This window comes from Candidatus Nitrosotalea okcheonensis, assembly GCF_900177045.1.
GTDB lineage: Archaea > Thermoproteota > Nitrososphaeria > Nitrososphaerales > Nitrosopumilaceae > Nitrosotalea > Nitrosotalea okcheonensis.
On sequence record NZ_LT841358.1, the window covers coordinates 72,470 to 97,578 of the forward strand.

At 37.3% G+C, this 25,109-nt stretch carries 31 protein-coding genes and 1 tRNA gene; 16 read left to right on the forward strand and 16 right to left on the reverse strand.

Features of this window, described 5'->3' with window-relative positions; translation table 11 throughout:
• Positions 1 to 267 precede the first annotated feature (267 nt).
• The 5 genes from pstS (BQ3481_RS00425) to BQ3481_RS00445 all read left to right on the forward strand — a co-directional run bounded on the left by pstS (BQ3481_RS00425) (position 268) and on the right by BQ3481_RS00445 (position 6,008).
• On the forward strand, positions 268 to 1,419 hold the full coding sequence (gene pstS, locus BQ3481_RS00425; RefSeq protein WP_231911812.1) for a phosphate ABC transporter substrate-binding protein PstS: 1,152 nt from the start codon (positions 268 to 270) through the stop codon (positions 1,417 to 1,419).
• A gap of 225 nt (positions 1,420 to 1,644) precedes the next feature.
• Positions 1,645 to 2,772 carry a phosphate ABC transporter substrate-binding protein PstS gene (pstS, locus tag BQ3481_RS00430; protein WP_157926452.1) on the forward strand — a complete coding sequence of 376 codons (1,128 nt, stop codon included), beginning with the start codon at positions 1,645 to 1,647 and terminating at the stop codon, positions 2,770 to 2,772.
• Positions 2,773 to 2,972: 200 nt separating this feature from the next.
• Positions 2,973 to 5,048: a sensor histidine kinase gene (locus BQ3481_RS00435; RefSeq protein ID WP_157926453.1), complete on the forward strand. Its 2,076-nt coding sequence runs from the start codon at positions 2,973 to 2,975 to the stop codon at positions 5,046 to 5,048.
• A 206-nt stretch (positions 5,049 to 5,254) separates the two neighbouring features.
• Positions 5,255 to 5,581, forward strand: a complete 327-nt coding sequence (locus tag BQ3481_RS00440) for a hypothetical protein (RefSeq protein ID WP_157926454.1) — start codon at positions 5,255 to 5,257, stop codon at positions 5,579 to 5,581.
• Between the two features lie 283 nt (positions 5,582 to 5,864).
• Positions 5,865 to 6,008 carry a hypothetical protein gene (locus BQ3481_RS00445; protein WP_157926455.1) on the forward strand — a complete coding sequence of 48 codons (144 nt, stop codon included), beginning with the start codon at positions 5,865 to 5,867 and terminating at the stop codon, positions 6,006 to 6,008.
• Between the two features lie 79 nt (positions 6,009 to 6,087).
• On the opposite strand, the gene BQ3481_RS00450 is transcribed toward BQ3481_RS00445, so the two are convergent.
• The 6 genes from BQ3481_RS00450 to BQ3481_RS00475 all read right to left on the reverse strand — a co-directional run bounded on the left by BQ3481_RS00450 (position 6,088) and on the right by BQ3481_RS00475 (position 9,455).
• On the reverse strand, positions 6,088 to 7,050 hold the full coding sequence (locus BQ3481_RS00450; RefSeq protein WP_157926456.1) for a transcription initiation factor IIB: 963 nt from the start codon (positions 7,048 to 7,050) through the stop codon (positions 6,088 to 6,090).
• Entirely contained in the window at positions 7,047 to 7,316 is a 270-nt protein-coding gene (locus BQ3481_RS00455) for an H/ACA ribonucleoprotein complex subunit GAR1 (RefSeq protein ID WP_157926457.1), read from the reverse strand. The genes BQ3481_RS00450 and BQ3481_RS00455 overlap by 4 nt, the downstream gene beginning before the upstream one ends.
• Positions 7,317 to 7,390: 74 nt before the next feature.
• Positions 7,391 to 7,690, reverse strand: coding sequence for a signal recognition particle subunit SRP19/SEC65 family protein (locus BQ3481_RS00460; protein WP_157926458.1), 300 nt, complete (start codon positions 7,688 to 7,690; stop codon positions 7,391 to 7,393).
• A 4-nt stretch (positions 7,691 to 7,694) separates the two neighbouring features.
• Positions 7,695 to 8,075 (reverse strand): 30S ribosomal protein S8e, encoded by a 381-nt coding sequence (locus tag BQ3481_RS00465; RefSeq protein WP_157926459.1) that lies wholly within the window; start codon positions 8,073 to 8,075, stop codon positions 7,695 to 7,697.
• Positions 8,076 to 8,139: 64 nt separating this feature from the next.
• Entirely contained in the window at positions 8,140 to 8,727 is a 588-nt protein-coding gene (gene scpB, locus BQ3481_RS00470) for an SMC-Scp complex subunit ScpB (protein WP_157926460.1), read from the reverse strand.
• Positions 8,728 to 8,795: 68 nt separating this feature from the next.
• A complete protein-coding gene (locus BQ3481_RS00475) occupies positions 8,796 to 9,455 on the reverse strand; it encodes a chromosome segregation protein ScpA (protein WP_157926461.1) in 660 nt (219 codons plus the stop codon).
• A gap of 121 nt (positions 9,456 to 9,576) precedes the next feature.
• On the opposite strand from BQ3481_RS00475, the gene BQ3481_RS00480 reads away from it, so the two are divergent.
• The gene (locus BQ3481_RS00480) at positions 9,577 to 10,320 is read left to right on the forward strand and encodes a response regulator (RefSeq protein WP_157926462.1); all 744 of its coding nucleotides are present in this window, start codon (positions 9,577 to 9,579) and stop codon (positions 10,318 to 10,320) included.
• Here BQ3481_RS00480 and BQ3481_RS00485 read toward each other — a convergent pair.
• Together BQ3481_RS00485 and BQ3481_RS00490 are read right to left on the reverse strand one after the other, a co-directional pair.
• Positions 10,313 to 10,819: an Lrp/AsnC family transcriptional regulator gene (locus BQ3481_RS00485; RefSeq protein ID WP_157926463.1), complete on the reverse strand. Its 507-nt coding sequence runs from the start codon at positions 10,817 to 10,819 to the stop codon at positions 10,313 to 10,315. The two genes, BQ3481_RS00480 and BQ3481_RS00485, sit on opposite strands and share 8 nt — an antisense overlap.
• A gap of 40 nt (positions 10,820 to 10,859) precedes the next feature.
• Positions 10,860 to 10,983: transfer RNA gene (locus BQ3481_RS00490), tRNA-Tyr, on the reverse strand.
• Positions 10,984 to 11,150: 167 nt separating this feature from the next.
• On the opposite strand from BQ3481_RS00490, the gene BQ3481_RS00495 reads away from it, so the two are divergent.
• The 7 genes from BQ3481_RS00495 (at position 11,151) to BQ3481_RS00525 (ending at position 17,251) form a co-directional block, all read left to right on the forward strand.
• Entirely contained in the window at positions 11,151 to 11,723 is a 573-nt protein-coding gene (locus tag BQ3481_RS00495; protein WP_157926464.1) for a hypothetical protein, read from the forward strand.
• A gap of 85 nt (positions 11,724 to 11,808) precedes the next feature.
• Positions 11,809 to 12,216, forward strand: a complete 408-nt coding sequence (locus BQ3481_RS00500; protein WP_157926465.1) for a translation initiation factor IF-5A — start codon at positions 11,809 to 11,811, stop codon at positions 12,214 to 12,216.
• A gap of 263 nt (positions 12,217 to 12,479) precedes the next feature.
• The gene (locus BQ3481_RS00505; RefSeq protein WP_157926466.1) at positions 12,480 to 13,163 is read left to right on the forward strand and encodes a diphthine--ammonia ligase; all 684 of its coding nucleotides are present in this window, start codon (positions 12,480 to 12,482) and stop codon (positions 13,161 to 13,163) included.
• Positions 13,163 to 14,488 carry a signal recognition particle receptor subunit alpha gene (locus BQ3481_RS00510; protein ID WP_157926467.1) on the forward strand — a complete coding sequence of 442 codons (1,326 nt, stop codon included), beginning with the start codon at positions 13,163 to 13,165 and terminating at the stop codon, positions 14,486 to 14,488. Before BQ3481_RS00505 ends, BQ3481_RS00510 begins: the two co-directional genes overlap by 1 nt.
• Before the next feature lie 54 nt (positions 14,489 to 14,542).
• Complete coding sequence (locus BQ3481_RS00515) at positions 14,543 to 15,217, forward strand: J domain-containing protein (RefSeq protein WP_162287720.1); 675 nt, start codon at positions 14,543 to 14,545, stop codon at positions 15,215 to 15,217.
• A 49-nt stretch (positions 15,218 to 15,266) separates the two neighbouring features.
• Complete coding sequence (locus BQ3481_RS00520; RefSeq protein WP_231911813.1) at positions 15,267 to 16,430, forward strand: tRNA pseudouridine(54/55) synthase Pus10; 1,164 nt, start codon at positions 15,267 to 15,269, stop codon at positions 16,428 to 16,430.
• Positions 16,431 to 16,543: 113 nt separating this feature from the next.
• A complete protein-coding gene (locus BQ3481_RS00525) occupies positions 16,544 to 17,251 on the forward strand; it encodes a hypothetical protein (protein ID WP_157926469.1) in 708 nt (235 codons plus the stop codon).
• Here BQ3481_RS00525 and BQ3481_RS00530 read toward each other — a convergent pair whose 3' ends face one another.
• Both BQ3481_RS00530 and BQ3481_RS00535 read right to left on the reverse strand, forming a co-directional pair.
• Positions 17,252 to 17,425 (reverse strand): 30S ribosomal protein S27ae, encoded by a 174-nt coding sequence (locus BQ3481_RS00530; RefSeq protein ID WP_157926470.1) that lies wholly within the window; start codon positions 17,423 to 17,425, stop codon positions 17,252 to 17,254.
• Positions 17,425 to 17,775: an eS24 family ribosomal protein gene (locus BQ3481_RS00535; protein ID WP_157926471.1), complete on the reverse strand. Its 351-nt coding sequence runs from the start codon at positions 17,773 to 17,775 to the stop codon at positions 17,425 to 17,427. Before BQ3481_RS00535 ends, BQ3481_RS00530 begins: the two co-directional genes overlap by 1 nt.
• 94 nt (positions 17,776 to 17,869) lie before the next feature.
• On the opposite strand from BQ3481_RS00535, the gene BQ3481_RS00540 reads away from it, so the two are divergent.
• The gene (locus BQ3481_RS00540) at positions 17,870 to 18,418 is read left to right on the forward strand and encodes a DUF309 domain-containing protein (RefSeq protein ID WP_231911814.1); all 549 of its coding nucleotides are present in this window, start codon (positions 17,870 to 17,872) and stop codon (positions 18,416 to 18,418) included.
• Here BQ3481_RS00540 and BQ3481_RS00545 read toward each other — a convergent pair.
• The 3 genes from BQ3481_RS00545 to BQ3481_RS00555 form a co-directional block, all read right to left on the reverse strand.
• On the reverse strand, positions 18,408 to 19,688 hold the full coding sequence (locus BQ3481_RS00545; RefSeq protein WP_231911815.1) for an alkaline phosphatase family protein: 1,281 nt from the start codon (positions 19,686 to 19,688) through the stop codon (positions 18,408 to 18,410). The two genes, BQ3481_RS00540 and BQ3481_RS00545, sit on opposite strands and share 11 nt — an antisense overlap.
• A gap of 137 nt (positions 19,689 to 19,825) precedes the next feature.
• On the reverse strand, positions 19,826 to 20,260 hold the full coding sequence (locus BQ3481_RS00550; protein ID WP_157926472.1) for an FKBP-type peptidyl-prolyl cis-trans isomerase: 435 nt from the start codon (positions 20,258 to 20,260) through the stop codon (positions 19,826 to 19,828).
• A 111-nt stretch (positions 20,261 to 20,371) separates the two neighbouring features.
• Positions 20,372 to 20,926 carry a hemerythrin domain-containing protein gene (locus tag BQ3481_RS00555; RefSeq protein WP_157926473.1) on the reverse strand — a complete coding sequence of 185 codons (555 nt, stop codon included), beginning with the start codon at positions 20,924 to 20,926 and terminating at the stop codon, positions 20,372 to 20,374.
• 151 nt (positions 20,927 to 21,077) lie between these two features.
• On the opposite strand from BQ3481_RS00555, the gene BQ3481_RS00560 reads away from it, so the two are divergent.
• Entirely contained in the window at positions 21,078 to 22,094 is a 1,017-nt protein-coding gene (locus tag BQ3481_RS00560) for a galactose-1-phosphate uridylyltransferase (RefSeq protein WP_157926474.1), read from the forward strand.
• 44 nt (positions 22,095 to 22,138) lie between these two features.
• Complete coding sequence (locus BQ3481_RS00565) at positions 22,139 to 22,567, forward strand: hypothetical protein (protein WP_157926475.1); 429 nt, start codon at positions 22,139 to 22,141, stop codon at positions 22,565 to 22,567.
• On the opposite strand, the gene BQ3481_RS00570 is transcribed toward BQ3481_RS00565, so the two are convergent.
• Genes BQ3481_RS00570 through thiD form a run of 3 tightly spaced genes read right to left on the reverse strand, consistent with a single transcriptional unit; the run spans position 22,549 to position 25,058 of the window.
• Complete coding sequence (locus tag BQ3481_RS00570; protein ID WP_157926476.1) at positions 22,549 to 22,995, reverse strand: GNAT family N-acetyltransferase; 447 nt, start codon at positions 22,993 to 22,995, stop codon at positions 22,549 to 22,551. The genes BQ3481_RS00565 and BQ3481_RS00570 overlap by 19 nt on opposite strands.
• A gap of 10 nt (positions 22,996 to 23,005) precedes the next feature.
• Positions 23,006 to 23,707 (reverse strand): nucleotidyltransferase family protein, encoded by a 702-nt coding sequence (locus tag BQ3481_RS00575; protein WP_157926477.1) that lies wholly within the window; start codon positions 23,705 to 23,707, stop codon positions 23,006 to 23,008.
• Positions 23,708 to 23,732: 25 nt separating this feature from the next.
• On the reverse strand, positions 23,733 to 25,058 hold the full coding sequence (thiD, locus tag BQ3481_RS00580; protein ID WP_157926478.1) for a bifunctional hydroxymethylpyrimidine kinase/phosphomethylpyrimidine kinase: 1,326 nt from the start codon (positions 25,056 to 25,058) through the stop codon (positions 23,733 to 23,735).
• Positions 25,059 to 25,109: the final 51 nt, after the last annotated feature.

A 25,109-nucleotide genomic window follows, 5' to 3' on the forward strand; every position in this document is an offset into this window, starting at 1 on the left:
TTTTATTTTGTTGATTAATTCCATGCTTGAAAAAATTCTTGGTATTTTTGATCACATTTTTCACGAATTTAACATCATGACAAGTCCATGACGTTGTAAAAATTATGTAACAAACGATGAAATTCAAAGTTAATCAACAAAGCATTTTTTCACAAAATCTAATCTATATAGATTACTAATTGATATGCAAACTATGTTGACCAAGGGTAAATAGTATATCTTTCCTGTCGATGTATGACTAATAAAGTCATTATGGGATTAACATTGATGTTAATCCTGATAGTGCCCACAACGTCGTTGCATGCAAGTGCACAGACTAGTCAATCTTATACAATCACAGGGGCAGGATCAACCTTCGTGTTTCCATTAATGGATACTTGGAGAGTTGAATACAATAAGTTACATCCGAACATCAGCCTGAACTATCAGTCGATTGGAAGTGGAGCTGGAATAAAACTCTTGGAACAAAAAAGTGTAGACTTCGCAGCATCAGATGCTCCATTATCCGCTTCTGAAGCAGCACAAGCACCTGGAGCCTTGACTATTCCAGATTCAATAGGCGGAATAACAGTTGCCTATAATCTTCCTGGAATTGATAAGGGGCTAAAACTAACAGGACCTGTTATTGCACAGATCTTTATGGGGACTATTACCTCATGGAATGATCCTGCACTAGTCAGTCTTAATCCTGGAGTAAACCTACCTAGCCAAAAGATAATCATAGCTCACAGATCCGATGGTTCTGGGACGACATATGCCTTTACCGACTATCTTTCTAAAGTCAGTCCAGACTGGAAGAGCAAAGTGGGTGAAGGTAAAACAGTTCCATGGCCAATTGGTACTGGAGGCTCAGGTAATGCAGGTGTTGCAGCCATAGTAAAGTCTACACAGTATGCTATTGGATATGTAGAATTGGCGTATGTATTTCAAAATAAAATGGCATACGCATTTGTCCAAAATGCAGATGGTACTTCCTTTGTAGAACCAACTATTGACACTGTCGCAGCAGATGCAGCTGCAGCAGGAAGCAACTTACCGGCAGCAGATGGTGACTGGAGTCAGGTATCTATAGTAAATCAACCAGGGAGTAACTCATACCCTATATCCACGCTGACCTATGTGATGGTATACAAGGACTTGAGTGTAGTAAGTGGAGAGACACAGGATAAATCTAATGAGGTAGTAAAATTCCTCAATTATATAATCCATGATGGACAACAATATGCTTCCGGCCTGTTGTATGTTCCTCTGCCTGATACAATCAAAAAGATTGACGAAGATGGACTTGCTAAAATAACATTCAACGGTGGCGCAGTTCCAGAATTTGGACCTATCTCAATTCTAGTTCTTGCAATTGCAATTATGTCAATAATTGCAGTTTCATATAAAACTGGATTCAGATTTAATCCAAAAATCTAAATCTTTTTTTCTTTTTTTATCATGCAAAAATTATGCACTGGTAATAATTTGATTTTTTAAATCATTATTATGATATGTTTTTCATAGTATATGTTGATCGAAAAATGAATTCTATACATCAACGTAACATATAGCTATTTACGTAATCTATGTCGATTATGTGTAAATAAACAAATCTTTCACATATGATTAATGACAAAAAAAATCTTTTTAGGATTAGCATTAATGCTAGTTCTAATAATGCCGACAACTGTTCTTAGTGCACGTGCAGAATCTGCACCTCCAGCACCTGGCGACAGTGATAAGTACAACTATAATGCCGGAGGATCAACTTTTGCATTTCCGATAATCGACAAGTGGAGAGTTGAATATAACAAACTATATCCCGGAATAACGTTGAATTATCAACCAATAGGTAGTGGAGCAGGCATTAAGCTGTTTACAACAAAGAAAATAGACTTTGCAGGAACAGATGCGCCATTGCAATCAAAAGAAATTGCAAAGGCTCCTAAAGGAACATTAACTATTCCAGAATCGATCGGTGCAATAGTTATTGCATACAATCTTCCAGGAGTTCAAAAAAATGGACTCTTGTTAACTGGAGATGTCATAGCAAAGATCTACCTGGGTCAGATTTCTACATGGAATGATCCGCAAATTGTGAAACTCCAAACTGATCCAACCATTGCAAAAGCATTGCAGGCTGACAGAAATAAGATTATTCTTGTACACAGATCTGATGGTTCTGGCACAACATTTGCCTTTACCAGCTATCTCTCACAAGTAAGTTCTGATTGGAGTGGTAGAATAGGACATTCGACATCTGTTCCATGGCCATCTGGAATGGGAGGCCCTGGTAATGCTGGGGTAGCAGCAATAGTAAAGAAAGTTCCTGAATCCATGGGATATATTGAATTGGCATATGCCAAGACTAACAAACTGGCATCTAACATTCCAATGACATATGCTTATGTTCAGAACCATGACAAGACTGCATTTCTTGATGCTACTGTGGATACCACGGCAGCTGCTGCATCTGGGGCAGCACCCTTGCTACCATCAGCTGATGGAGTATGGAGTACTGTATCAATCAATAATGCACCAGGACCAAATGCATATCCAATTGCAACATTCACCTATCTATTGGTGAATCCAAACCTTGAACAACTCAAGGGTATGGATAAGGAAAAGGCACAGGATCTTGTCCACATGCTTTACTGGTTTGTAACAGACGGACAGAAATACTCTACAAAACTATTGTATGTACCACTACCAAGTACCGTACAAGAGATAGACAAGAAGGGTATTTCTGAAATAAAATTCAACGGTCAACAGCTCTGGTCATATCCATAAAGGATACCCACCTTTTTTATTTTCTTCAATTATTTGAGGATTGGACATAAATATTTTTAAAAAATATCCATCATAGATCTATGAAACGTCGTACTACATATAGATAAAACTGAAATAATTACAATATCATAGAATTATGATATCTTGTTGATATTTGCTTTAGTTTGCCAATTCTCTAGATACTTTAAGGTGTAATCGAATTGAAACATGTTATAATTATAATTTCAGTGTCTACTTTGGCTCTAGTTTTATTCATAGTATTTTATGCACACGAACAAGTACGACAAGAAACACGCATTATTGACACTGAGAGAATTGTATTGCTCAAACAAATTGCATCTATGACAGAGTTGAGATTTTCTGATGCGACTAAACTTTTACAAACGTTAAGCAAAGTTGCTTCAGTAATTAATCATACAGATGTCGCGCTTATTGATAAAACACTGCATGGAGTACCAGAAAACAATGCGCTCAATGAGAGAAACTTGTTTGCAAAAACTCTTCAAACATATGACGATTTTGAGAGCATAACCCACGTTTTACCAAATGGGAATACATACTTGGAAGAGCCTTACTCATATCAAAAAAATAACACAATTTCCAATTACGGGAACACAACCTGGTTCATAATAATGTCATCCACTCTTGATACCTACGTAAATCCAATTACTACCTCTGACACAACTGGAAAAAAAATCACGCTCATAGGAGTTCCAATTTTTTCTCAAAATGGTACTTTTTCAGGCTTTTTGGCTGGTACACTTGATCTTGGTGCAATACAAAAGAAACTTTACAATACGCAAGCATATTCTAATGAAAAATTTTTGATAATAGACAGTGAGAGAAATATAGTAGCATCATCTGATAACGACACTACATCTCGTCTTAATTTAAGATCAATTTCTGCTTCGCTGTCTGGTGGTTCTGGTACATCCATTGATGATGTGGATGGGACCAAAATGTATGTATCATATTATCCGCTGTATATCGCGGGCTCAAGTCCATGGGCAATTGTCTTGATTCAACCTTATGATGATGCATTTCACGAGGTCAATTCTAGTATATTGGAATCTGAAATACTGATTGCTGCAATATTGTCAGTCTCATCAATCTCGTCCTTTTTTATCATTAGATCGTTTAGAACACAACACGATCTGGCAATCAAACTAAAAGAATCAAATGCAATACTTGAAAAGTCGCAGGAAGATCTACATGCAAACCACCTAACAATACAAAATCATCTTGAAGAAATATCCAAGATCAAAAACGCATTAGATCAGTCTGCAATAGTTGCAATAACTGATAGGGATGGTACAATCACACAAGTAAATGAAAATTTTTGTAGAATTTCAAAATATTCACACAAAGAACTTGTAGGTGAAAATCCCAGAATTTTAAAATCTGGATATCATATAGCGAAATTCTATCTAGAACAGTGGGATACAATATCTAATGGAAAAATATGGCAAGGTGAATTCAAAAACCGGGCAAAAGATGATTCATTTTATTGGGTAAAAACTATAATCATTCCGCATATCAAAGATGGGGAAATCACAGAATATGTCTCAATTGGAATAGATATCACAAAAGAGAAAGAACTGATGGAAAAATTGGGAAATTCCCAAAAATTGGCAACAATTGGTGAATTGTCTGCACGAGTTGCACATGACATTCGTAACCCTCTTTCTATAATTAAAAATAATTTTGAGCTTATACAATACAAGGATCCTAAATTTGCGAAAAAGAACCATGATGCACTTGAAAGGATAAAAAGAGCTATATTGCGAATCACCCATCAGGTAGATAATGTACTAGATTATGTTAGACCGCTTACATTGACGCTAAAACAAGAAAACCTCCGTACTATAATGAAATCAGCACTTGATAAAGTAGAAATTCCTGACAAGATCAAAGTTCGATATTTCAGAAATGATGTCTTTCTTACATGTGATTATCTAAAGATTGAAGTCGTATTGATAAATATCATAACTAACGCCATTCAGGCAATGGGACTGAAAGGTACACTGGACATAACGTGTGATATGAATGATGACAATCTTGTATTGACGATTAGGGATACTGGACCGGGAATTCCAGAAAACATTCTGCCTAGGATCTTTGATCCGTTGTTTACTACAAAACAAATTGGTACTGGTCTTGGACTTTCAAGCTGCAAGTCTATAATTGAACATCATGGTGGAATAATCAACGTTAAATCAGAAATGGGTTCTGGTACTAATTTTATCATAATTCTTCCACTTGATCAGAAAAAATAGCGTATTCTCTGAGTATGTTATAACTGCACTATTCCACTTTCTTGACATTGTTTATCTTTTCTAATATGTGCTGTTCTTGAGTTCAATTGGATCCAAACTAGGTCTTAGAACTACCAAAATTACATAGTTGAATGTTGGGAATAATTCCAAGCCTATTTTGATCGCACAATAAAATCAGTTTGATAGAAAAAGCTAATGATCACTTCTTGGAAATATCATTACTATGTGCATTTCACAAGAAGACGCCTCTTGCAGGGATGGTATCGCATGTGGCGGCTGATTTCATCTATTCTGGAGAAGAGCAGTATGATTATTCCGAGGGCATAGGGATTGTACTTGTCTGCCCAATCAAGAAATACAGGCACACAAAGGGAGAGCGTCTGAAAAGATATCCTTTCTTCCGGTCAATGAAGGGACAGCAAATAATTCGTAAAAGATCTGCCATTGTGAGAATGTTTGTTAGGACAAAGGATAACTTTGGGATATCAAGGGTTTCGGTACGAGGATTTGGGAATGTATCATCTATGTATTGACATGTGTTTTTGTGTACCAGGTTGCCATATACTATAACTGCATGATGGGAAGAAAAGACCGCAGTGTGTCAAGCACATGCTTGGAATATAGATATTTTTTGAAAATATTTATGTCCAATCCTTAATTATTTATCATATGATATGATTTGTCATGTGTAATGTATAATGTATGATATGTTTATCAGTGAAATCACAATGAACGCTATGGTATGCTACTGGATCTATTTGGGCTCTGCTAAAAACAAAGATCTACTCATTACAAAGTGTGATTGTATAATGCCTGATGAGAGTTGCAGAATCTGTGGAGGAGAACTTGCAAAATGCATGTGGTGTAACCAGTGTAGGAAAACAATACAAAAAATGTGCAAGATATGTGGCAGGAAAACATCTCAGCAACAACATGCCACATGTCTCTCTAATCTGGTAGACTTGAGATCTTTGACAAAAACTACTGTGACTAGTTGAAAGCCTGATCCTTGTTTGAATATAAAAATAAGAAAAAGGATTTAGTTCTTAACTACTGATTGTCGTAATGTCACTTTCATCTTGTATGCCGTGAGAATCTCCTTGCATCTGTTTCGTATTGTGACCTCAGTTATTCCTGCAACACTTGAGACATCTCTTTGAAGGATGCTCTGTCCAAGAAGAGTTGATGCTATGTATAGATATGCAGCAGCCAACCCGTTTGGTGCCTTTCCGTCTGCAAGACTGTGATCTGATGTCTTTTCTGCAATTTCTGCAGCGAGTCTTTCTACACGAACTTCAAGTTTTGCCAGATTTGCTATTTTTGATATGTATTTCTCAAGAGTTACAGTGGGTGCTGTTTTAGAACCAAGTTCCATCACAAGTGTTCTGTAGTATTTTGCTGTCAGTTTGACATTAAGCTTATCTTCCTTTGAACTTCCTGTTGCAGCACAGATTTCATCAAGGGATCTTACAACATCGCATTGCTTACATGCCATGTAAATTGTTGCAGCGGACATGCAAGCAACTGATTTGCCTTTTGCATCTGCCTGTCCTTGAAAGTTTCTGTATATCATGGATGCTGACTCTATTACATTTCTTGGAAGTGATAGGACATGACACGTTTCTCCTATTTTTGCCAAGATGTTTGCAAGTCTTCGCTCTTCTGGTGATGCAACCCTTATCCTGGTCTGCCATTTTCTTAGGTTGTACATCTGATTTGCCATATCGCTTGATATTGTCCTTCCACTGAAGTCTTTTGATCCCATTGCAATCTCTGTTCTGATTCCCAAGTCATGTTGTGCATAACTTGTTTGTCCTGATGCTCTTGTCATCTTCATTTTTTCTTCAGGATTTGTTGCTCTTGATTCAATTCCGTAATCTGGCATCTGTTCCATTGCGACCAATCCGCAGCCTGAACAAATCTTCTCGCCACTATGGGTGTCGTCAATCAAATTGGAACGACACTCCGGGCAATGTGTTTGTAATTCTGTTATTGTGGTCATCTTCTTCTACCTTTGAATCGTTTTGGTCTCATCACAGGAGTTTCTTCGACGATGAAAACTTTTTTTCCGATTTGTTTTTTTATGTTATTGGTAAGCGGAACTGCCGACGCGTATGGTGCATCAACAGGACCTATCATTTCTGATACTTTGGCGACTTTGACTCCCGAATTGTCTACGACTACCTGGTTGTCTCTTAGTTGTTTTGTGAGTCTGATGATGACTCTGCCGCTACTCGCTAGATGCAATACTTCGCCTACCTCCTGCAATTACATTCTCAACAAAATACTGTTATCAATATGGTTCTGTCAACATTACTTTAGCTGCAAGCTATAATGGGTATTTACTTGGACTGTTTGGCTCTTTTTGAAACTAGTTTTTCAGAAATCGCAGAAATCATTTTGGATTTTGGCTTGGTCTTTGCAAGTGTTATGTAGCCAGACCTTACATACGGCCGTCTTGGAAACCTTACCTGATCATTTGTCTCGGTTGGTTCCAATCCTGAAGCCTTGGCAGCTACAATCAACTCACTTAACGATGGGTCAAAAATGCTCTTTTCACGAGAAACTTTTCTACCCATTTTCTTTGTAATGGTCTTATTGAAATAGTCGAGCCAGATTACGACATGTTCGTAATCCTTCATCTTATCACTTTATCAAGATTGCATTTACTACGCCGTCTTGACCAGGTCTTGAAATTACCCTGCATTGACCTGCCTCTGTTTCTAAAATTGCACCTTTTGAAATTACTCCACGTCTCTCATAATCTTTATTTGATGGATTTTTTAACACCTTGAGAATCTTTAGTTTTTTAACTTTGGAGCCTGGGACTGTCAAGTTGACCACATTTGTTGTCTTTAAGGATGTTTTTTGATTCCCTCCTCTGGTCTTACGAGTTATGGTCACTTGTTCTCCTGGCACTGCCTCTACAGAATATCTGTCTATCTCGTATTTTCGTCTTGATCTGAGAGGATATCTTCTACCACCTGTAATCTTACTTGTTGCAAGATTTTCCACAGATTTCTTCATGTTGACTCGATAAAGTATCTCTAATTTATACCATTTACAGCTTGGGTTGCTATTTTTGGACTGGTTATTGACTTGTCTGGGTCAATGGTTCCGTGGATGCTTCGGGTGTTTGCTGTTGTATGGCTTGACTAGAGCTTCTTACTTTTGTAAAGAGTTTCTGCTTGAGAATATCCTTGTCTCCCTGTATGCCGAAATACTTTTGGAACTTTTCTGTAGTGTTGTATATCTTTAACCTGCCAACATTTTGATGTTCGATATAGTCTAATTGCTGTAATAATTTTAGATGCATGTACACTCCTGATCCTCTTACTTCCACTAGTCTCTTTGAAGAAACAGGTTGCATGTATGCAATATATGATAATGTCTTGAGAGTGGCTGTGGGCAAAAGTGGTTTTGAGGCATATTTTCTAATTACTGTGTTAAACTCTGGCTTTAGCTGAAATACATATGACCCGTCTGGCAAACTTGCAACCTCGATTGCCTTGAATACCGTTTTTGTTTTTTTGACAAGATTTGTCATTAGGGCCAAAGTCTTGGTCCTAGATTCTGTTCCTGATGCCTTGATTAATTCTTCTATGGTCAATGGTCTTCCTGCTGAATATAATGCTGCCTCTAATCTTGCCATTACATCATCGTCTTCTATCTTGCCCATTTACAACATGGTAGGTTGGAGCATACTTAAATGAAATTCCTACTTAGTGTTGATCTGATTGTAAATTTCTATTTTATCAGCGATACTATGATGTCATCTTCTGTCTGTTCAAGATCGACTCTCATGTCTCGTGCCAAAAATAAAATGGCAAAGAAACATCTGATTACATCAATGAGCTCAAGTTCTGATACTATGTTATTAAAGGAACCAAAGCCTGTAGTCCTTATCTTGTTAATTATTAGCTCTTCATACTGACCTATTATTTTCTCAAGAGAGATGAAATAATCGTCAAAATTGGGGGCCTGAACTGGTTCAAATTCTAGTTGTCTTCTGCTTGAACGTGGGTTTGCTATTGTGCCAATAAGGTTTTCAAGAACTGATAACAGTTCATCTAATGTTACTGGATATGTGGATTCGTGCCTGTATGGCATGTCTATTACTTCTATGTCAACATTTTCTCTCTGAGTAAGGGGTTTTTTCTCCATAGCTGCCTTTTGCAGTGCAAAGATGCTCTCAACTTTCATTCTATGTATCATTGCAGAAGACAATGCCGCAATTCCGGCAACTCGAAGATCTTTTTTATCTGTCTGGCTGAGAATTTTAATCAAAATCTCTAGAATGCGTACTACGTCGATACTCCACACGTCTTTCTTAGAGACATCTAGTGGGCTAAACAGTATATTTACAGGGGGTTGTGAAATGCCTACACCGGGATTTTCCTTACTCACTCTGTTATTCTTCCATTTTTGTTTATAATATGTGTATTATCTACTCTTTTCCTAGTTCAAGTCAAGAGTTTTCCTCTTTACACAAATCACATATTATACTCAATCTTGTATAGTGATGATAATGGAAGAAGATCTAGAGAGATTTGATCTGGCCTGTACATATCTAAAAAACGATCAAAATATCACAGCTCACAATATGTTCATGGATCTTGCCCACGAGGAAATGAAAAACAACAACTACAGGGCGGGACTGTATCTCATACTCGCATCTGAATGTAAATCAAGACAAGGAAAGGAAAGAAAAGACGAGCTTAACGAAGCAGCCGAGTTCTATTTGAAACTGGCAAAAAATGATAAAAATAATTCAAACTATGCATACCAGTGTGCAGCTAGATGTTTTCTTAGAATAGGTCGTTATGATGATGCCAGAAAGGCATTTGAAGATGCTCAGAAATATGCTAATAAACTAGTTGAAGAGAAAAGGCCAATTATATTAGTTGATGACAGTCCTGCAATTCTGTTAAGACTAACAAGTTTTCTGCGGCAATTGGGATACTCTGACATACAAACAGTCGATGATGGCAAGTCTGCACTTGCTCTCATAACAAAACTTGTCAAATCCAAACAAAATCCGATTGTATTGCTTGACATGGACTTGCCGGACGTAAAAGGAGACGTGATAGCAAAAACTCTTCTTGAATCAAAACCTGACATGTCTATCATACTGATAACTGCTGATGAAAAATCAACACCGCGTGTTAGGAAAACTATTGGTTTTGGCTCCACCGCATTTGTCCAAAAACCATTTTCGATAAATGAATTGAAAAATGCATTGGATACAACCAAGTTGTCTGAAATCACGTAAGCAACAACATGGACATGTTGAGAAGATTTACATCCTTTATCTGAATTCCGCCCATCTTGTAATCTATTATTTGATCAGAGAACTTTTCTACTATTCTTGCAGATGGATTTTTTTCAGTTCCTTCTATTCGTAATACTGTGATCATGTTCCAATCTCCATCTACGGTGGCAATAAAAAGATAATTTGGTAAAGTCTTGATGTAGTTTTTTATCGCCTCGGTTGTATTTTCCATGGATCTTGTTATTTTGAGTTTGAGAAACAACGCCTCGAACTGATCATTTGAGGAGATTCCACTCAATACTGCCTTGTAACCTTTTATGATTCCATTTTTCTCTAACCTTTCAATTCTTTTTCGAATAGTCCTATCTGATACATCCACTCCTGAATTTCTCAGCTCGATTGCAATTTCTTTTGAGGGTGTCCTTGCATTTTTGTTAAGAATGTTAATTATTTTTTGATCAACCTCATCCAGTGTAGACCAATTTTTATTATCTGACATGACTTGTATCTGGTAACTGACTTTTTGAAGTTTATGATGATGGTCCCACGCGCAGGATTTGAACCTGCGACAACCCGGTTTCTGTAAGCCTGATAGGCTGAATGACGGTTAGCCGCTGGCCAACCACTACAGCCGGAAGCTCTACCAGGCTGAGCTAGCGTGGGACTGTTTCTCACGCAGTTTTTTCGTATTAAATAACTATCGATAATTCAATTTTTTTAAAAAATTTTCGAGCCAAATGCTAAATTTTTGATTGATCAAATTACATATAAACAGGAAAGAAAGTCTCGATACTGTGTCGGGGGCTACATCTGAAGGTGGATATGTATGCGTGCCATATTTACAAAACAATGATTTCACCACGCTAAGAAACAGTTTTCAGAAGTCTTCTTTTATCAATGACATGTATTTTGTAACAGCTACATTTTCTGAAGATGGTCGTGCATACTTTCCATCACATTCTAACACATATCTTCTTGCTAGATTCAAGAATCGTTCCCAGGTAATGAGTGAAGTTGAAAAATGTAATCTCGCCACTCCAACATTTGTATTTACACAAAATGACGAATTGTTTGAGCGAATGACTGGAGATAGTCTCAACCTAGTTTCAATATATTATCTTGAACATGGAGATACCATGTCTGATCTATCAGATCTTAGTTTCATTGTGGCAAAACGTAATAGAGTGAGAAGAGCAGAGCTTGGAAATCTTAAATTATCCACCAGTCAGATTCAAAAGTTCACTTTTCCATATGAGGGAAATCTCATAGTTCTTGAAGTTACAAGCGACAATAAACATCAAGCTGATCACAAGTATTGCGAGAAGACAAGAAAAGAAGTGCAAAGAAAAGGAATTGGAATGACTAGTCTTCTTAATCTGTCAGTAATTGAGAGACTGAAATAGATCTCTTGGGAAATTCTTTTCAAGAGATCAAATTGCAAATCTAATAGTAGAAAAGTTATATACTCTGCTAAATTCTGTTTTGGTGATGAGTAAGCCATCCGAGCTTGGTGCATTAAAAATTGGTTCCTACATATTACTTCCAGTAAGTGGTCCAAATGAGGAACCGTGTAAAATAGTTGAATATGATACAAGTAAACCAGGAAAACATGGTGCCGCAAAAGCAAGAATTGTAGGAGTGGGAATATTTGACAAGAAAAAATACTCACATGTCTCACCTGTAAGCGCACAAGTTCAAGTTCCTCTCATTGATAAACGAGTGGGGTCTATAATTTCAAAAACTCCTACCAGTGTTCAAATCATGGATGCTGAGACATTTGAAGTCTTTGACGCACAACAAATTGAAGATGAAATCAAAGAAAAAGTTTTGCAAGGCGTAGATGTTGAATACTGGAAAGTCATGGATAGAACTATTATAGTAAGAATCAAAAGTTAATTCGGATGCTGATGATGACTAGAAAAGCCAACTGACCTTATGATGAAGATTATGAGTATTGAAGCATCCAGGCTTTTCACACAGTAGAATTAGTTATACGATACAGGCATATATGGTTGATATATGAAAGGAATGTGTCATGTTTGTCTGGCGTCTAATGTGGAGACAACGCTGAAGGATAATATCTCTCTGTGTAAAGACTGTCTAAAACATGTAAACGAACTGGAAAAAAATTAATTGATTAGATGTGGCGTGAATTTGAATTGAAACTGGCATCTCTTTTTTCAGGCGGAAAGGACAGTACTTGTGCTATCTACAAGGCCGAGAGGGAGGGCCATGATGTTAAATGCCTTGTTTCCATATTTCCACCATCTGCAGAAAGCTATCTACTACATTATCCTAACATGGGATTTACATCATTGCAGGCTCAAGCAATGAGATTGCCGCAAATTGTGGCGCAAACTGATACAACTGATCCCGAAGTTGAACTCAAGGAATTGCAAAATCTATTGGATAAGGCAAAAAAGGATTTTGGAATAGATGGAATTGTTCATGGTGGACTGTTTAGTGATTATCAACGAATACGTTTTGACAGAATTGGCAATAGTCTAGATCTAAAAATAATATCACCACTGTGGCATCTTGATCAAAAAAATTATCTGCAAGAATTGCTAGAATCTAAATTCAAATTCATTGTGACAAGTGTGACCTCTGCAGGACTCGATCAAACATGGTTGGGAAGAGAAATAATCAAAGATGATGTGGAACAACTTGTAAAATTATCTGCCAAATATGGCTTTAACTTGGCATTTGAGGGTGGTGAGGCTGAAACCTTTGTAATTGACTGCCCATTGTTCTACTCTCCAATCAAAATCGTGAAAGCAAACAAGATCTGGGATGGCTATAGAGGAAGATTTGAAATAACCGAGGCCGTTTTAGACAAGTAATGCTAGATGGCTTAAAGACTGGTCTTAGAGCTGCACTAAAGAAAATAGTAAACTCTTCTGCAGTTGATGAAGGTCTAATTAGGGAACTCTCAAAAGACATCCAAAGGGCACTGTTACAATCAGATGTAAATGTAAAACTTGTCTTTCAAATAACAAAAAATCTTGAGGAGAGATCTATTAAGGAGACTCCTCCGCCAGGGCTTTCCAGAAAAGATCATATTGTAAAGATTCTGTATGAAGAGCTTTCAAAACTGCTTGGTACTGAAGAACAATATGTATTCCAACCTGGTAGGGTAAACAAGGTTCTAATGCTTGGAATTCAGGGTAGTGGAAAGACCACTGTAACTTCAAAGCTTGCAAAACTTTTGACTAGACAAGGGTATAGAGTTGCAGTTGTTGGTGCTGATACGTATAGACCTGGTGCACTTACACAACTTAAAACAATGTGTGAGAAAACAAATGTAGAGGTGTATGGTGAGGAAGGAAACAAGGACTCACCTGAAATAGTAAAGAACGGCCTAAAGCATTTTGAGGGACAAAATTTTGATATTATTCTAATAGATACAGCAGGAAGACACAAGGAAGAAAAAGATCTTCTTGAGGAAATGACCAGAATTGGTGCTGTAGCAAATCCTGATCTTGCATTGCTGATAATTGATGGTACCATTGGACAACAGTGTTATGGTCAAGCAGAGGCATTTCACAAGACCGTTCCGGTAGGAGGCATCATAATAACAAAACTGGATAGCAGCGCAAAAGGTGGAGGCGCCCTTGCAGCTGCGGCTGCTACTGGAGCACAAATAATGTACATCGGAACAGGTGAAAGAATTGACGATCTTGAAAAATTTTCTCCTACTAGATTTGTAGGACGAATGCTTGGCATGGGTGATATTCAAGCATTACTTGACATGGCAAAAAGACTAGAGACCGAAGGCAATGAAGATCGACTAAAGAGAATTTCACACGGCAAAATGAATATGGAAGATTTCTATTTTCAAATTGAGGAAGCAACAAAGGCCGGAGGATTGCGTAACATCTTGGAAAACATGCCTGGTTTTTCTGGAATGGTAAAAGAAGATCAAGTTGAACAGCAAGAACAGCGCATGGAAAAATGGCGCTACATAATCCAGTCTATGACAAAGGATGAAAAATCTGATCCTGATTTGATAAATGCATCGAGAGTGAAAAGAATAGCAAGAGGTTCTGGATGGCCAGAACACGAAGTAAAAGAACTACTAAAGGCGTACAAAAATTCAAAAACCATGATGAAAGCTTCCAAAGGGCGTCAGATGCAAGGCATGCTCAGAAAGATGGGATTGGGCTAGTAATTTCTTGAGATGCGTCTAAATATCTTGGATTGTATATTCTAAAACATCTTGTTGAACACCTATCAGTGTTATCAGGCGCTGGGTCTCCAGGATGGAGTCTCAATCAGGGATGTAAAATCAGCCTATAGAAAGTTAGCATTGCAATATCACCCAGATAAGAATTCTTCAGATCAAGAAAGCATAAAATTCAAGGTAATAACTGAAGCATATCAAACACTTCGTGCAGAATACAAGAACAGTATGGCAAAGTCTTCTGCAAAATACGCTGATAAAGATTTGAAGAAAAAATCTGGTTTCAATTCTGGAAAAAATTCGTGGGGTGCAAAAAAATCCGATAGGCCACCAAATGAAGATTGGACTAGGTATACCGGATATGCTGAAAGTGAATATCAGAATTTCTGGACACGATATGAAAAAACTTTCTGGGATTATTATGAAAAAGTAAGATCTGAGACAAAAACTGGAACTGAGCCAATACAGGTTGAAAATGACATCGCCGTTTCTGTAAATGTTGATCCTGGCAAATGTATAGCATGTTGTAGCTGTGAAACAATTGCACCATCAGTATTTAGGGTGGAGAAAAATGTAAAGGTAAATCCAAAATCTAAGGTAATTAATGAATGCGGAGCAAATTCTGAGAAAATTCTAGATGCTGCACAAACATGTCCAACAAAGGCCATCAGTGTTTCAGAAAAAGAATCTTCCAGAAGGTTATATCCTTGGTAGCTTGGCATAATTAAGATTAAAACACCTTATTTGCTTACTTGATGCACTGTTGAAAAAAACCAAGATGGATGTGGTAATTGAAGAGACTAGGCAAATCTTGCGAGAATATAGTCTCTGCGACTATTGTCTTGGAAGAATGTTTGCAAGTAAATTACGGTTAGTCTCACACAAAAATCTTGGAAAAAAAATCAGAAAAATAACAAAACAAAATAAACCAAAATCATGTTATCTCTGCAAGAATTTAATGCCAGAGCTTGGCACATTCTTAAACAAAATTCTTGACATGTCAAAGGAATACGAGTTTTCTACATTTCTCATAGGCGCAATTCTAAAGCCTTCTATTTTAGACAGGGATGACATTGTACGCTCCAAGTTTAAACTTCGCGGTATTGCCGGAATTAAAAGTGATGTCACAAGAGAGATGGGAAAACAATTTGGCAAAAAAACTAGGAGTAGAGTTGATTATCAAAATCCTGACATTGTAATTACAATTGATTTTAAAAAAGACCAATGTGATATAAAACCAAAAGCATTGTTTCTGCAGGGAAGATATACAAAAGAAGCAAGAGGAATTCCACAAAAACAAGTGTCTTGCAACAGGTGTGATGGAAAGGGGTGTTTTGCTTGTGACTTTCATGGAATATCAGAATTTAATAGTGTTGAAGGCCATATTGCCAAGTTTCTGTTTGAAAAATTTGGTGCACAACAAGCCAAAATAACTTGGATAGGAAGTGAAGATCAATCCAGTCTTGTTCTCGGAAATGGGAGGCCGTTTTTTGTCAAGGTGATAAACCCGCACAAAAGAAGAGTCACAATACCAAAAAAGGTAAATCTCGGAAATATCTCTGTTCTCAATTTACATGTTGTTTCAAAGATTCCTACTGAACAAATAAAATTCAAGACAGAGGTCATGCTAGAGATAACAACTGAAAAAGATCTGACACTGGAGGCATTGAATGTGTTGAAATGTCTAAAAGACATGCCTATTGCAATAAGCGAAAATCTACCATGGCAGAATCAAAAAAGAATCTACGATGTTAAAATAAAAAAAATGGATACAAAATCATTTACAGTCATGATGACATTGGATGGCGGAATTCCTCTAAAGAGGCTTGTAACTGGAAACAATGTGGAACCAAACATAAGCATGCTACTTGAAAATGGGTGCAAGTGCATAACATTTGATTTTCATAAAATAGTGTCTAGTGACTGAATTTTTAGAGTAATTGTGACAATTCTGATCGAATCTCTTGATTACTACAGAACTATTTGAAATCTATCTTTTTATGTCAAACTTTTATTATCGTCAAATTCAATCTTGTTGGATTGGATCCTTTACTTAGGGTGCACGATGCCCATAAAAATGGATTAATTCCTGACCAGGTCCATGCTTTAATAATAAAAAGATTCAGAGTAGCTTTGTCTGGAATCCAAAGAATAGAAAAAGCATCAGGAATCAATTTTCCGCTTGCATATGTGGAACCATCTGCAGTTGTATCTCACCCCTCTGTAGGCTCTTTTGATTATGGAATATTATTTGCAAGAACAATCCCTGTTGTTTCTAACGATAAATTGAACATCATAATACAAATTACAGCACCACTTGTTGCATATGGTCTAAAGGGCACAATCCATGCTATTCTGGCACATGAATTTTTACACTATTTGGAACTAATGAGAAAAATATCCAAGATGGACATTGTTTCAGATGAGCTAAGCGGTAATCTTTTTGAAAGCAGCTATTCGGATTCTACCAGGCTCTCTGAACCAAAAGCAGTCTTTGATGACAAAACCTTGCTGCTACACATCACTAAAAAATTTCCAGAGGGATTTAGGGACTATAAACTAGAAGATAAGGTGATGAAACTCTGGATAGAAAAGAATCTTCCTACCACAAACATAACAATGGACACCAACATTGCCAAGATCCCGGCATCTGTGATTGCAAACACTACGATTGATCCAATCTTTTTACACAAATTAGATCAAATAGAACAAAAAACTTTTCGTCTTCAAAAGAAGAAACTATACTAATTACTGGTTAAATTCAGTCAAGCCACATTTGCCACAACTTCGTCTGTCTTTATGGTTTGACATGAATACGCCCTTGCCACACCTTGAACATTCTTTCTTTGTTCTCTCTGCTTTGTCACCAGAAACTTTGTAATACTTGTACACTGATGGGCTGGAACCTTTCTTACCTGCCATTACTTGCTCTCTTCCTTTACTTCAGCTTGGTCTGAAGGAGCCTCTCCTTCTGCTTTTGCAGCTGCACCTTTTGCTTTTTCAATTCTTGCAAAGACTGCGGCCTTTAGATGCTCCTTGGCAAGTTTTTCATCCTCGTACACATAGAAACTTCCAGATATCACTGGTCTTCCAGTTTCATTTTTCAATAATATTGGTACTACAATCTTTCCTTCTAGGTTGAATTTTTTTGAAATCATGTCTACTGCCTCTAGTTTTTTGAGTCTACCAGAAAGGCCTTTGAAATTACATGTAATCTCTCTTCTTGACAGTAAGGGATTCTTTACATCTCGTGTAACTTCAATCATTGACATGTATTCCAAGTCCTTTTAATAGTTCATATAAATCTTAACCACTTCTAGATAACAATTTAAGAAATCAATATGTAAAAAATTCGTGGACAGGTTTATGGTTCACCTGAAAAACTCGGGTTATGTTCCAGCTGATGCTAAATCACTACTTGCAAAAGCTGATCAGTTAACTTCGGAAATGAATATAATTGTAAGAGATATGAGGGTTTCAACCAAATATCTAGAGTTTGATGTGTCTGTACAAAAAGAAGAGTTGGATTTGGTTGTGGAAAAATTCAAGACAATAGGTTCCCTTTATGATGCTAAACCTGTTGTAGAGGAAAAAATTGAAAAAGAAGATGCCATAAGAATAGCAAGACAGTATTTTAATGATGAGCGATACTGGGAATGTCATGAAGTTCTTGAAGGTGTCTGGAAAAACACACATGAGGGAGAAAAAGATCTTGTTCAAGGAATAATTCTTGTTGCAGCTGCACTAGTTCACTATGAGAAATATGAAAATGACATATGTCTGTCAATCATGAACAGAGCCATGGAAAAATTTTCTAATGTCTCTGGAACATATCATGGTATCAATGTAGACAAGTTTCAGGAAACCGTGGCAATGATGATATCTTCAAAGTCTATGGGACCATTTATGATTTGATCATCTTTACTGCGGTCTTGATGACATCTGCTCCCGTGAGCAGGCCTATTTTACCTTTCTTTGCCTGATCTTCTGTAAACCTTGTAGTTCCATCCTTTTTGATAAAATCACCTGAGACCAAAACTGGAACTGGATCATCACTGTGACTTTTGTTTATACATGGTGTGGAATGATCTCCTGATATCACGACTGCAACTTTTGATGTGTCAATATTGGCAAGTAATGTCCCAAAAAATCGGCGGTCTATCTCTTCTATATTCTGCATCTTGCCGACTGCATCTCCATCGTGACCGAATTCATCTGGTCCCTTGATGTGTACATAGATTGCATTCTGTGTCTCCATTGCCTTGGCTGCAACACGCGCTTTTTCTTCATAATCCGTGAGGCCGCCAGCACTAAATGACTTCATCTTCAATACATTTGCAATTCCAATTTCTACTGGCATGTCAACTATGCAAGAAAACTGCATTTGGTGTAGTTCATTTATTGGAATCACATTTGGAAACTCATTTCCTGCATCGCGTAATAATATGGAATTTAGCATTTTCTTTCCATGATCTCTTCTGTTCTTATTCACAATACTGTCTTTCATGATTTGAAGAGACTTGTCTGTAAACTCATTTACAAATGATGCCGAAAGCTTGGCACCATCAGATTCGTTTAATGGCAATGATTTTTCTATCTTCATATAGTCACCTACTGCTTTAGCAACCCCCATGCCACCTATTCTTGCATAAGCCGGATCCGTGTTACTTATCTCAGGTGTGAGAAACATGCCATCACATCTTATTCTTACAATTACTCTATGTCCAACTGTTGGAGCCACTACAACTGATGCTTTTGGATTTGAAAACTTGATCTTTGTTTCTATTTCGTGAGCAACTGCAACAGCATCTTCTTTCTCAATATTTCTTCCCGCTCTTCTATCTGTAATTATTCTCTCATCATTTACAGTGGCAAAGTTTCCCCGCAGCGCAAGGTCACCACTTTTAAAATCAATGCCTATCCCAATCGCCTCGATAACTCCCCTTCCAACATACTGTGTGTTCTCAAATCTATATCCTAACATATTGAAAACTGCAATGTCTGATTGGGGAGCTATGCCTTTGCCAACTGAAATAACTTCTCCTATAGCTCCATTTCTTGCAAGTTTGTCAAGATTGGGAGTTTTTGCATAACCTAGTGGTGTGAAACCCTTAAGATCTGGATGCGGCAAATCTCCTATGCCGTCAAGAAGAACATATATCATGTGTATATCCGAATTGTCCATTTTCGTCTACACGACTGAGTTTTTTGATATCACACATAAACCTTGATTTTTCAAGCGATCTAAATTTTAAAATTATTTAATTGTGCAAAGACAATTAATTTTTCTAAGATGATGCTATGGTATTGGATGATAAAAAACTAGGAAGACGTTATGATTGACACTTTGATCTTGAAATTAAGTTTTTTTCCTGCAAGAGGATGATTCAAGTCTACTGATATAATTTCTTCTTGCACTTCGGTTATTGTGGCAGGTACTTTTTCTCCTGTGGGAAGTCCTGCCTCAAACAATAGTCCCGGAACAAGTTTGACATCTTGAGGAAATACTTCTCTTGGTATCTTCTGAATCAAGGTTGGGTCATGTTCTCCATATGCATCGGCAGGATCAATACTGAATTGCTTTTCCTCACCTTCTTTCATTCCAAGTGTTGCATCATCGAATCCCTTTATCACTTGGTCACTGCCCACCTCAAACTCTAGAGGATTTTCATGTTCTGTAGAACTATCAAAGACCGTTCCATCCTCCAAGGTGCCAATATACTCTATTCTGACCTTATCGCCCGTCTTTATAGTCAAGACTGGAACATCCTTTCTTGTATGTAAAAACTTGCTATTTGATGCCTTGAAAATTTCATATTTTTCTCAGAAATGTATACTAGAAAAATCCTTTGGTATTTTTTGATAACTCTATTCTTGAGGTGGAAATTGTTTTGCAATCTCTTCTGCAAATCTCTCATAATCTTCTCTTTTCTTGCCTATTTCCATGAGTTTTGCATCTTCCACATCTTGAAGGCTCTTGCTTACTTGTTCTACATCATTTCTAAGGGCCATCTCTGCCATTTCAAATAGTCTGTTATTTTCTTTCCATATGTGTTGTACTACATGATTGATGTATTCTTGCATGTCTACTATCAACTGGGCAGCATCACCGTTTTTCAGGTATGTCTTTGAAGATATTTCCATTCTGGCTGCTATCTTTCGTGTAACCTCGTGCTCCATTAGCATGACTGCAATTGGTCCTGAATTTCGCGGCATTCCCTTCTTTTCAAGTTTTGGAAAGAGGGAATTTTCTTCTTTTCCATGATGACAAACATCAGTGAAATTCAATGAGAAGTCAATTACTTGATTCAGAATTGGCTCTGGTATGGTCTTTCCAGACTTGAGTAATGGTATGGTTGACCACATTGACTTTAGCACTTTTTCAATCAAGGCATGATCTCGTTTTAATGATTCTGTTGACATGAGACAACTTCATCGGCCTGATCTTCCAATTTAAGTTTTAATTTTTATCAAAATGACATCATGGGGCGATACGTGTTAAAATGATACCACATGTGGTATATTTCCGATCTTTGCAAAGGTTTTAAATTGCTAGATCCAAAATCTAGCAGGTATGGGGGATTTAAGGAAGGATTATTCTATTGATCGCTTTGTGATCACATCTCCTGATCCACAACCTATAGTTGATTCAAAAAAATGTCCATATTGCCCAGGAAATGAATCCATGACTAACCCGTCTACACTTTCTCTTGTGGCAAAAGATGGAATGTTGCAGAGGCTGCAGGATACAGAAGATAACTATGTTCAGAATTGGTCAGTTAGAGTATTTGAAAGTAAAAATCCTATTGTCACCACCACATCAGAAAATTCCTATAGCGATAGACCGCTTTACAGCGAACCAGCTTATGGATATCATTATGTTGTAGTTGCTTCGGAAAAACACAAAGATTCTCTGGCAAGTATATCGACTGAACAATGGTCCAACGTGCTTGTGGTAATCCAAGATAGACTTAGGTGGTTATACACACAGCGTGGAGTGACATATGTTTCAATCTATGTAGACCATGGAAAAGAAGCAGGCGGCTCTACAACTCATGCACATCTGAATATTGTAACATTTTCAACTATACCGCCTGTTATAGAACTAGAGGCAGAGGCTGCACACAAAATACTAAATGAAAAAGGAATATGCCCAATGTGCCAAACTGTTGGTACTGAAACTGGTGGACCAAGACAAATACTCCAGACTGAAGGCTTTCTTGCTTTTTGTCCATGGGCCCCATCTCATCCATATGAATTTTGGATTTATCCAAAAAAACACATAACAAGTTTTTCCAAGATAACTCAAAAAGAGATAAACGATCTGTCTCTAATTTTGCGCGCTACCTTGGGTGGGCTTGGAAATACAATGAAAAACCTGTCATACAATATGGTATTTCATCTTTCACCGGAAAAGAAGAACAACAGGCAGATTCATTGGCACATTGAAGTTTATCCACAAGCTGATCCTTGGTCTGGACTTGAGAGGGGATATGGCGTGTTTCTCAATAAGGTGACTCCTGAAAAAGCTGCAGAAGAGCTTGGTTCAGCGTGCAGAAAAGAGCTTGCAAATCTTGTTGGAATAGTTTAGGGCCAATCATTTGGTTTATTTATTGAACTGCTAAATGAGTTGTTGTGGCAGTTGAAAAATGGATAGCAATTGCAAGTCTTGGCTTGTTTGTGATGTTTGTAGCTCAAATGATATCAATTAGTGTCTATCTTGTACATCCAGCTTATGACATTGACCCATCCTCTGAAATGAAGGAATTCATTTCTATCAGTATAGCTCCAGCACTTGTTCTTGCAGGATCATCTTTTATGCTTGCACGAAAATATGGTTCAAGACTGGTTGGCTCTTTGATCATAGCTGGTGGAGTAGTTACTATTGTTGGAATGTCTTATGTTAGTACCCTGATACCAAAAATCATACCGGCATATATTGTACCGGAATTAACTCTCTCCCCTATAATATTTACAATATCTTCTATTCCAGTGATTGTCATAGGTGCATTGTTGTTCAGATTGAAACCTGTGCCTAAGAGAGATTACTTTTTTGATAGATGATCAAACCGCATTGAATTTGAGTGTCTCTTAAATCCAATCTTTTCATAAAATGGAATCAACTCGTCTGTACAATCAAGAATTGTTTTATAACATCCTTGTTTTTGAGCATATTTTAAAAGTGCGACAACTATTTGATTGCCAACCCCTTTTCCCTGAAATTCTTTTCTCACGGCCACGTCTTCAATGTGGCCCACCTTGCCTCCACCATGAATGAACTTTTGCTCGATCAAAATACTTGCAGAACCTATTATCTCCGAATTGTCTACTGCAACATATATGACCTGATGTGAATTTTTTGCAATCTTGTCAAAAATTGCATTGGCTTTATTTGGCTTTATTTGGCTTGATTTTCTAAGAGAATCAAGAGAAAGTAAAAATCCATTGAAGATATCTTTTTTTTGTAATTTGCGTATCTTGATGGATGACATGATTTCTAGTCTAAATCCGACCTAGCCGTGTAATGTATTGCTGATAAGCCCTTCTGTATGAAGCCTTGTCTCCAATGTCCAGAAAACCGCTCTTTATGAGGTACCCGTTTACCTTGTTTTTCTTGGCTATTGCACTACGTATCACATCATCCATGCCATATGGCTTGTTTGGAGGTATGAACTTGAATATGCCAGGTTCCATTACATAGCAACCAATATTGATATTTCCTTTAACCTCTGGTTTCTCACGCCATGCATTCACCCTGTTGGCCTTGTCCATTTCTATGAATCCGTATTGTAATTTGGTCTTGTATTCAGACAACCCCATGGTAACAAATGATTTCTTCCTGCGGTGATTTTCTATCATGCCCTTCAAATTGAAATCAAATATGGAATCACCATACAGGCAAACAAAACTATCATCAATGAACTCCTCCGCAGTCTTTAGTTGACCTGCTGTGGCAAGGGGTCTGTTTGCAACTGCATATTCTATTTTTACGCCAAACCTGCTACCGTCTTCAAAATAATCCTCGATTGTTTTTCTTAGGTAACTAACACACAGAACAAACGAATCCACTCCTCCTTGCTTGACCCATTCTATAAGGTGCTCTAAAAGAGGCTTTTCTCCAAGTGGAAGCATTGCTTTTGGAAGAAATATGGTATATGGTTGAAGCCTTGTACCAAGACCTCCAGCTAAAATGACTGCTTTCATGTAAAGCATTCTGGATTTCTGGTATTTATGTTGAAGGATGAAAAGACTTTGTTATCTTCAAAGTTTTTCTCAGAACATCTTCCGGGTTTTTTCCAAAAATTATGATCATTGCTTCTTTTCCAAAATCGCCAGTGTGAAATACAATATCTGGTGGTGTGTTTCTAGTCTTTATTGCTGCCTTGGTGCCCCATGATATGGTGCTACCTTCCTTAACCTTGGCTCTTGCTGGTTCTGTATCCCTGTCATACGATGAAACTTGGAACCCTTTTGAAACTGCATTCTTTATTGTTTTTTTGTCATACTTTAGGTTCAGTGCAGATCTAATGGCCGGAAACTTTCTTGCCATTTCTAATACTGCAGATGCAACATGTTTAGAGCCTTCATATTTGAGGTGACCGGCAACAGTTACATGTTTCCCGGTTCTAACAATTCTTCCTTCCAGTCCCAGTATATCATTTAGAGACTGAGGACTTGGTACTGAATATACAAAATTTGTCTGGCATTCTGGAATGTGTTCATATATGAAATCAATTGAACAAAATTTTGATATTGCGTTTGATAACTGGTTCTCAATATCATCACCTTTTGCATGTTTGGTTATTGCAAGCCCTCTCCCAATCTGTGTGGCCTTTTTCATTGATTCTATCGTGAAAAGACGTGCTGCATCTATTGCTTCTGGTAATTTTTTTCCTCTTGCGATGTTTACACATAGGGATGCTGAAAAAGTACATCCGCCCCCATGATTTTCAAATTTTAGTCTATCATGAGAAAAAATGTAAAATTTTTCGTCATCTAGAAGAACATCTACAACCTTGGATCCTAAAGAAAAGTGTCCTCCTTTTATTATCACATTTTTTGCCCCTATTTTCTGAATCTTCTTTGCAGCATTTTTCATATCATTTAATGACTTGATCTTCAGACCTGTAATCTTTTCAGCCTCTGGAATATTTGGAGTGATTGCATATGAGAGAGGAATGAGCAATTTTTTGAAATCTGAAAAAGCGTTTTCTGTTTGAAGATCTCCGCCTGTCGTGGATTTGAATATGGGATCAAGAATTATTGGAATTTTAATTTTTTCAAGTTCTGAGTGTATTGCTCTGACTGTCTGTTTGTCATAAACCATTCCTATCTTTATTGCATCTACTCTAAAGTCTTCCAGAATTGATCTTATCTGGCTTTTTACAAGAAATGGTGCAACCGGTTCCACGTTGAAAAATTTTCTTGTGTTTTGACTTGTGACTGCAGTAATCACACTTGTACCATATGCCCCAAAAGCACTAAATGTCTTCATATCTCCCTGGATGCCTGCGCCTGAGGAAGGATCAGAGCCTGCAATGGACAAAATGTTCATGATCTTAGGTTTAGAAACTCACGTTTAAATCCAATTACTAGCTAAAAATAG

Coding starts and splice junctions, on each gene's coding strand:
- pstS (WP_231911812.1), top strand. CDS start 268: ATGTTAATCCTGATAGTGCCCACAACGTCGTTGCATGCAAGTGCACAG.
- pstS (WP_157926452.1), top strand. CDS start 1,645: ATGCTAGTTCTAATAATGCCGACAACTGTTCTTAGTGCACGTGCAGAA.
- BQ3481_RS00445 (WP_157926455.1), top strand. CDS start 5,865: ATGAGAGTTGCAGAATCTGTGGAGGAGAACTTGCAAAATGCATGTGGT.
- BQ3481_RS00450 (WP_157926456.1), bottom strand. CDS start 7,050: ATGACCACAATAACAGAATTACAAACACATTGCCCGGAGTGTCGTTCC.
- BQ3481_RS00460 (WP_157926458.1), bottom strand. CDS start 7,690: ATGAAGGATTACGAACATGTCGTAATCTGGCTCGACTATTTCAATAAG.
- BQ3481_RS00465 (WP_157926459.1), bottom strand. CDS start 8,075: ATGAAGAAATCTGTGGAAAATCTTGCAACAAGTAAGATTACAGGTGGT.
- scpB (WP_157926460.1), bottom strand. CDS start 8,727: ATGGGCAAGATAGAAGACGATGATGTAATGGCAAGATTAGAGGCAGCA.
- BQ3481_RS00480 (WP_157926462.1), top strand. CDS start 9,577: ATGGAAGAAGATCTAGAGAGATTTGATCTGGCCTGTACATATCTAAAA.
- BQ3481_RS00485 (WP_157926463.1), bottom strand. CDS start 10,819: ATGTCAGATAATAAAAATTGGTCTACACTGGATGAGGTTGATCAAAAA.
- BQ3481_RS00500 (WP_157926465.1), top strand. CDS start 11,809: ATGAGTAAGCCATCCGAGCTTGGTGCATTAAAAATTGGTTCCTACATA.
- BQ3481_RS00510 (WP_157926467.1), top strand. CDS start 13,163: ATGCTAGATGGCTTAAAGACTGGTCTTAGAGCTGCACTAAAGAAAATA.
- BQ3481_RS00530 (WP_157926470.1), bottom strand. CDS start 17,425: ATGGCAGGTAAGAAAGGTTCCAGCCCATCAGTGTACAAGTATTACAAA.
- BQ3481_RS00535 (WP_157926471.1), bottom strand. CDS start 17,775: ATGTCAATGATTGAAGTTACACGAGATGTAAAGAATCCCTTACTGTCA.
- BQ3481_RS00540 (WP_231911814.1), top strand. CDS start 17,870: ATGGTTCACCTGAAAAACTCGGGTTATGTTCCAGCTGATGCTAAATCA.
- BQ3481_RS00545 (WP_231911815.1), bottom strand. CDS start 19,688: ATGGACAATTCGGATATACACATGATATATGTTCTTCTTGACGGCATA.
- BQ3481_RS00555 (WP_157926473.1), bottom strand. CDS start 20,926: ATGTCAACAGAATCATTAAAACGAGATCATGCCTTGATTGAAAAAGTG.
- BQ3481_RS00560 (WP_157926474.1), top strand. CDS start 21,078: ATGGGGGATTTAAGGAAGGATTATTCTATTGATCGCTTTGTGATCACA.
- BQ3481_RS00570 (WP_157926476.1), bottom strand. CDS start 22,995: ATGTCATCCATCAAGATACGCAAATTACAAAAAAAAGATATCTTCAAT.
- BQ3481_RS00575 (WP_157926477.1), bottom strand. CDS start 23,707: ATGAAAGCAGTCATTTTAGCTGGAGGTCTTGGTACAAGGCTTCAACCA.
- thiD (WP_157926478.1), bottom strand. CDS start 25,058: ATGAACATTTTGTCCATTGCAGGCTCTGATCCTTCCTCAGGCGCAGGC.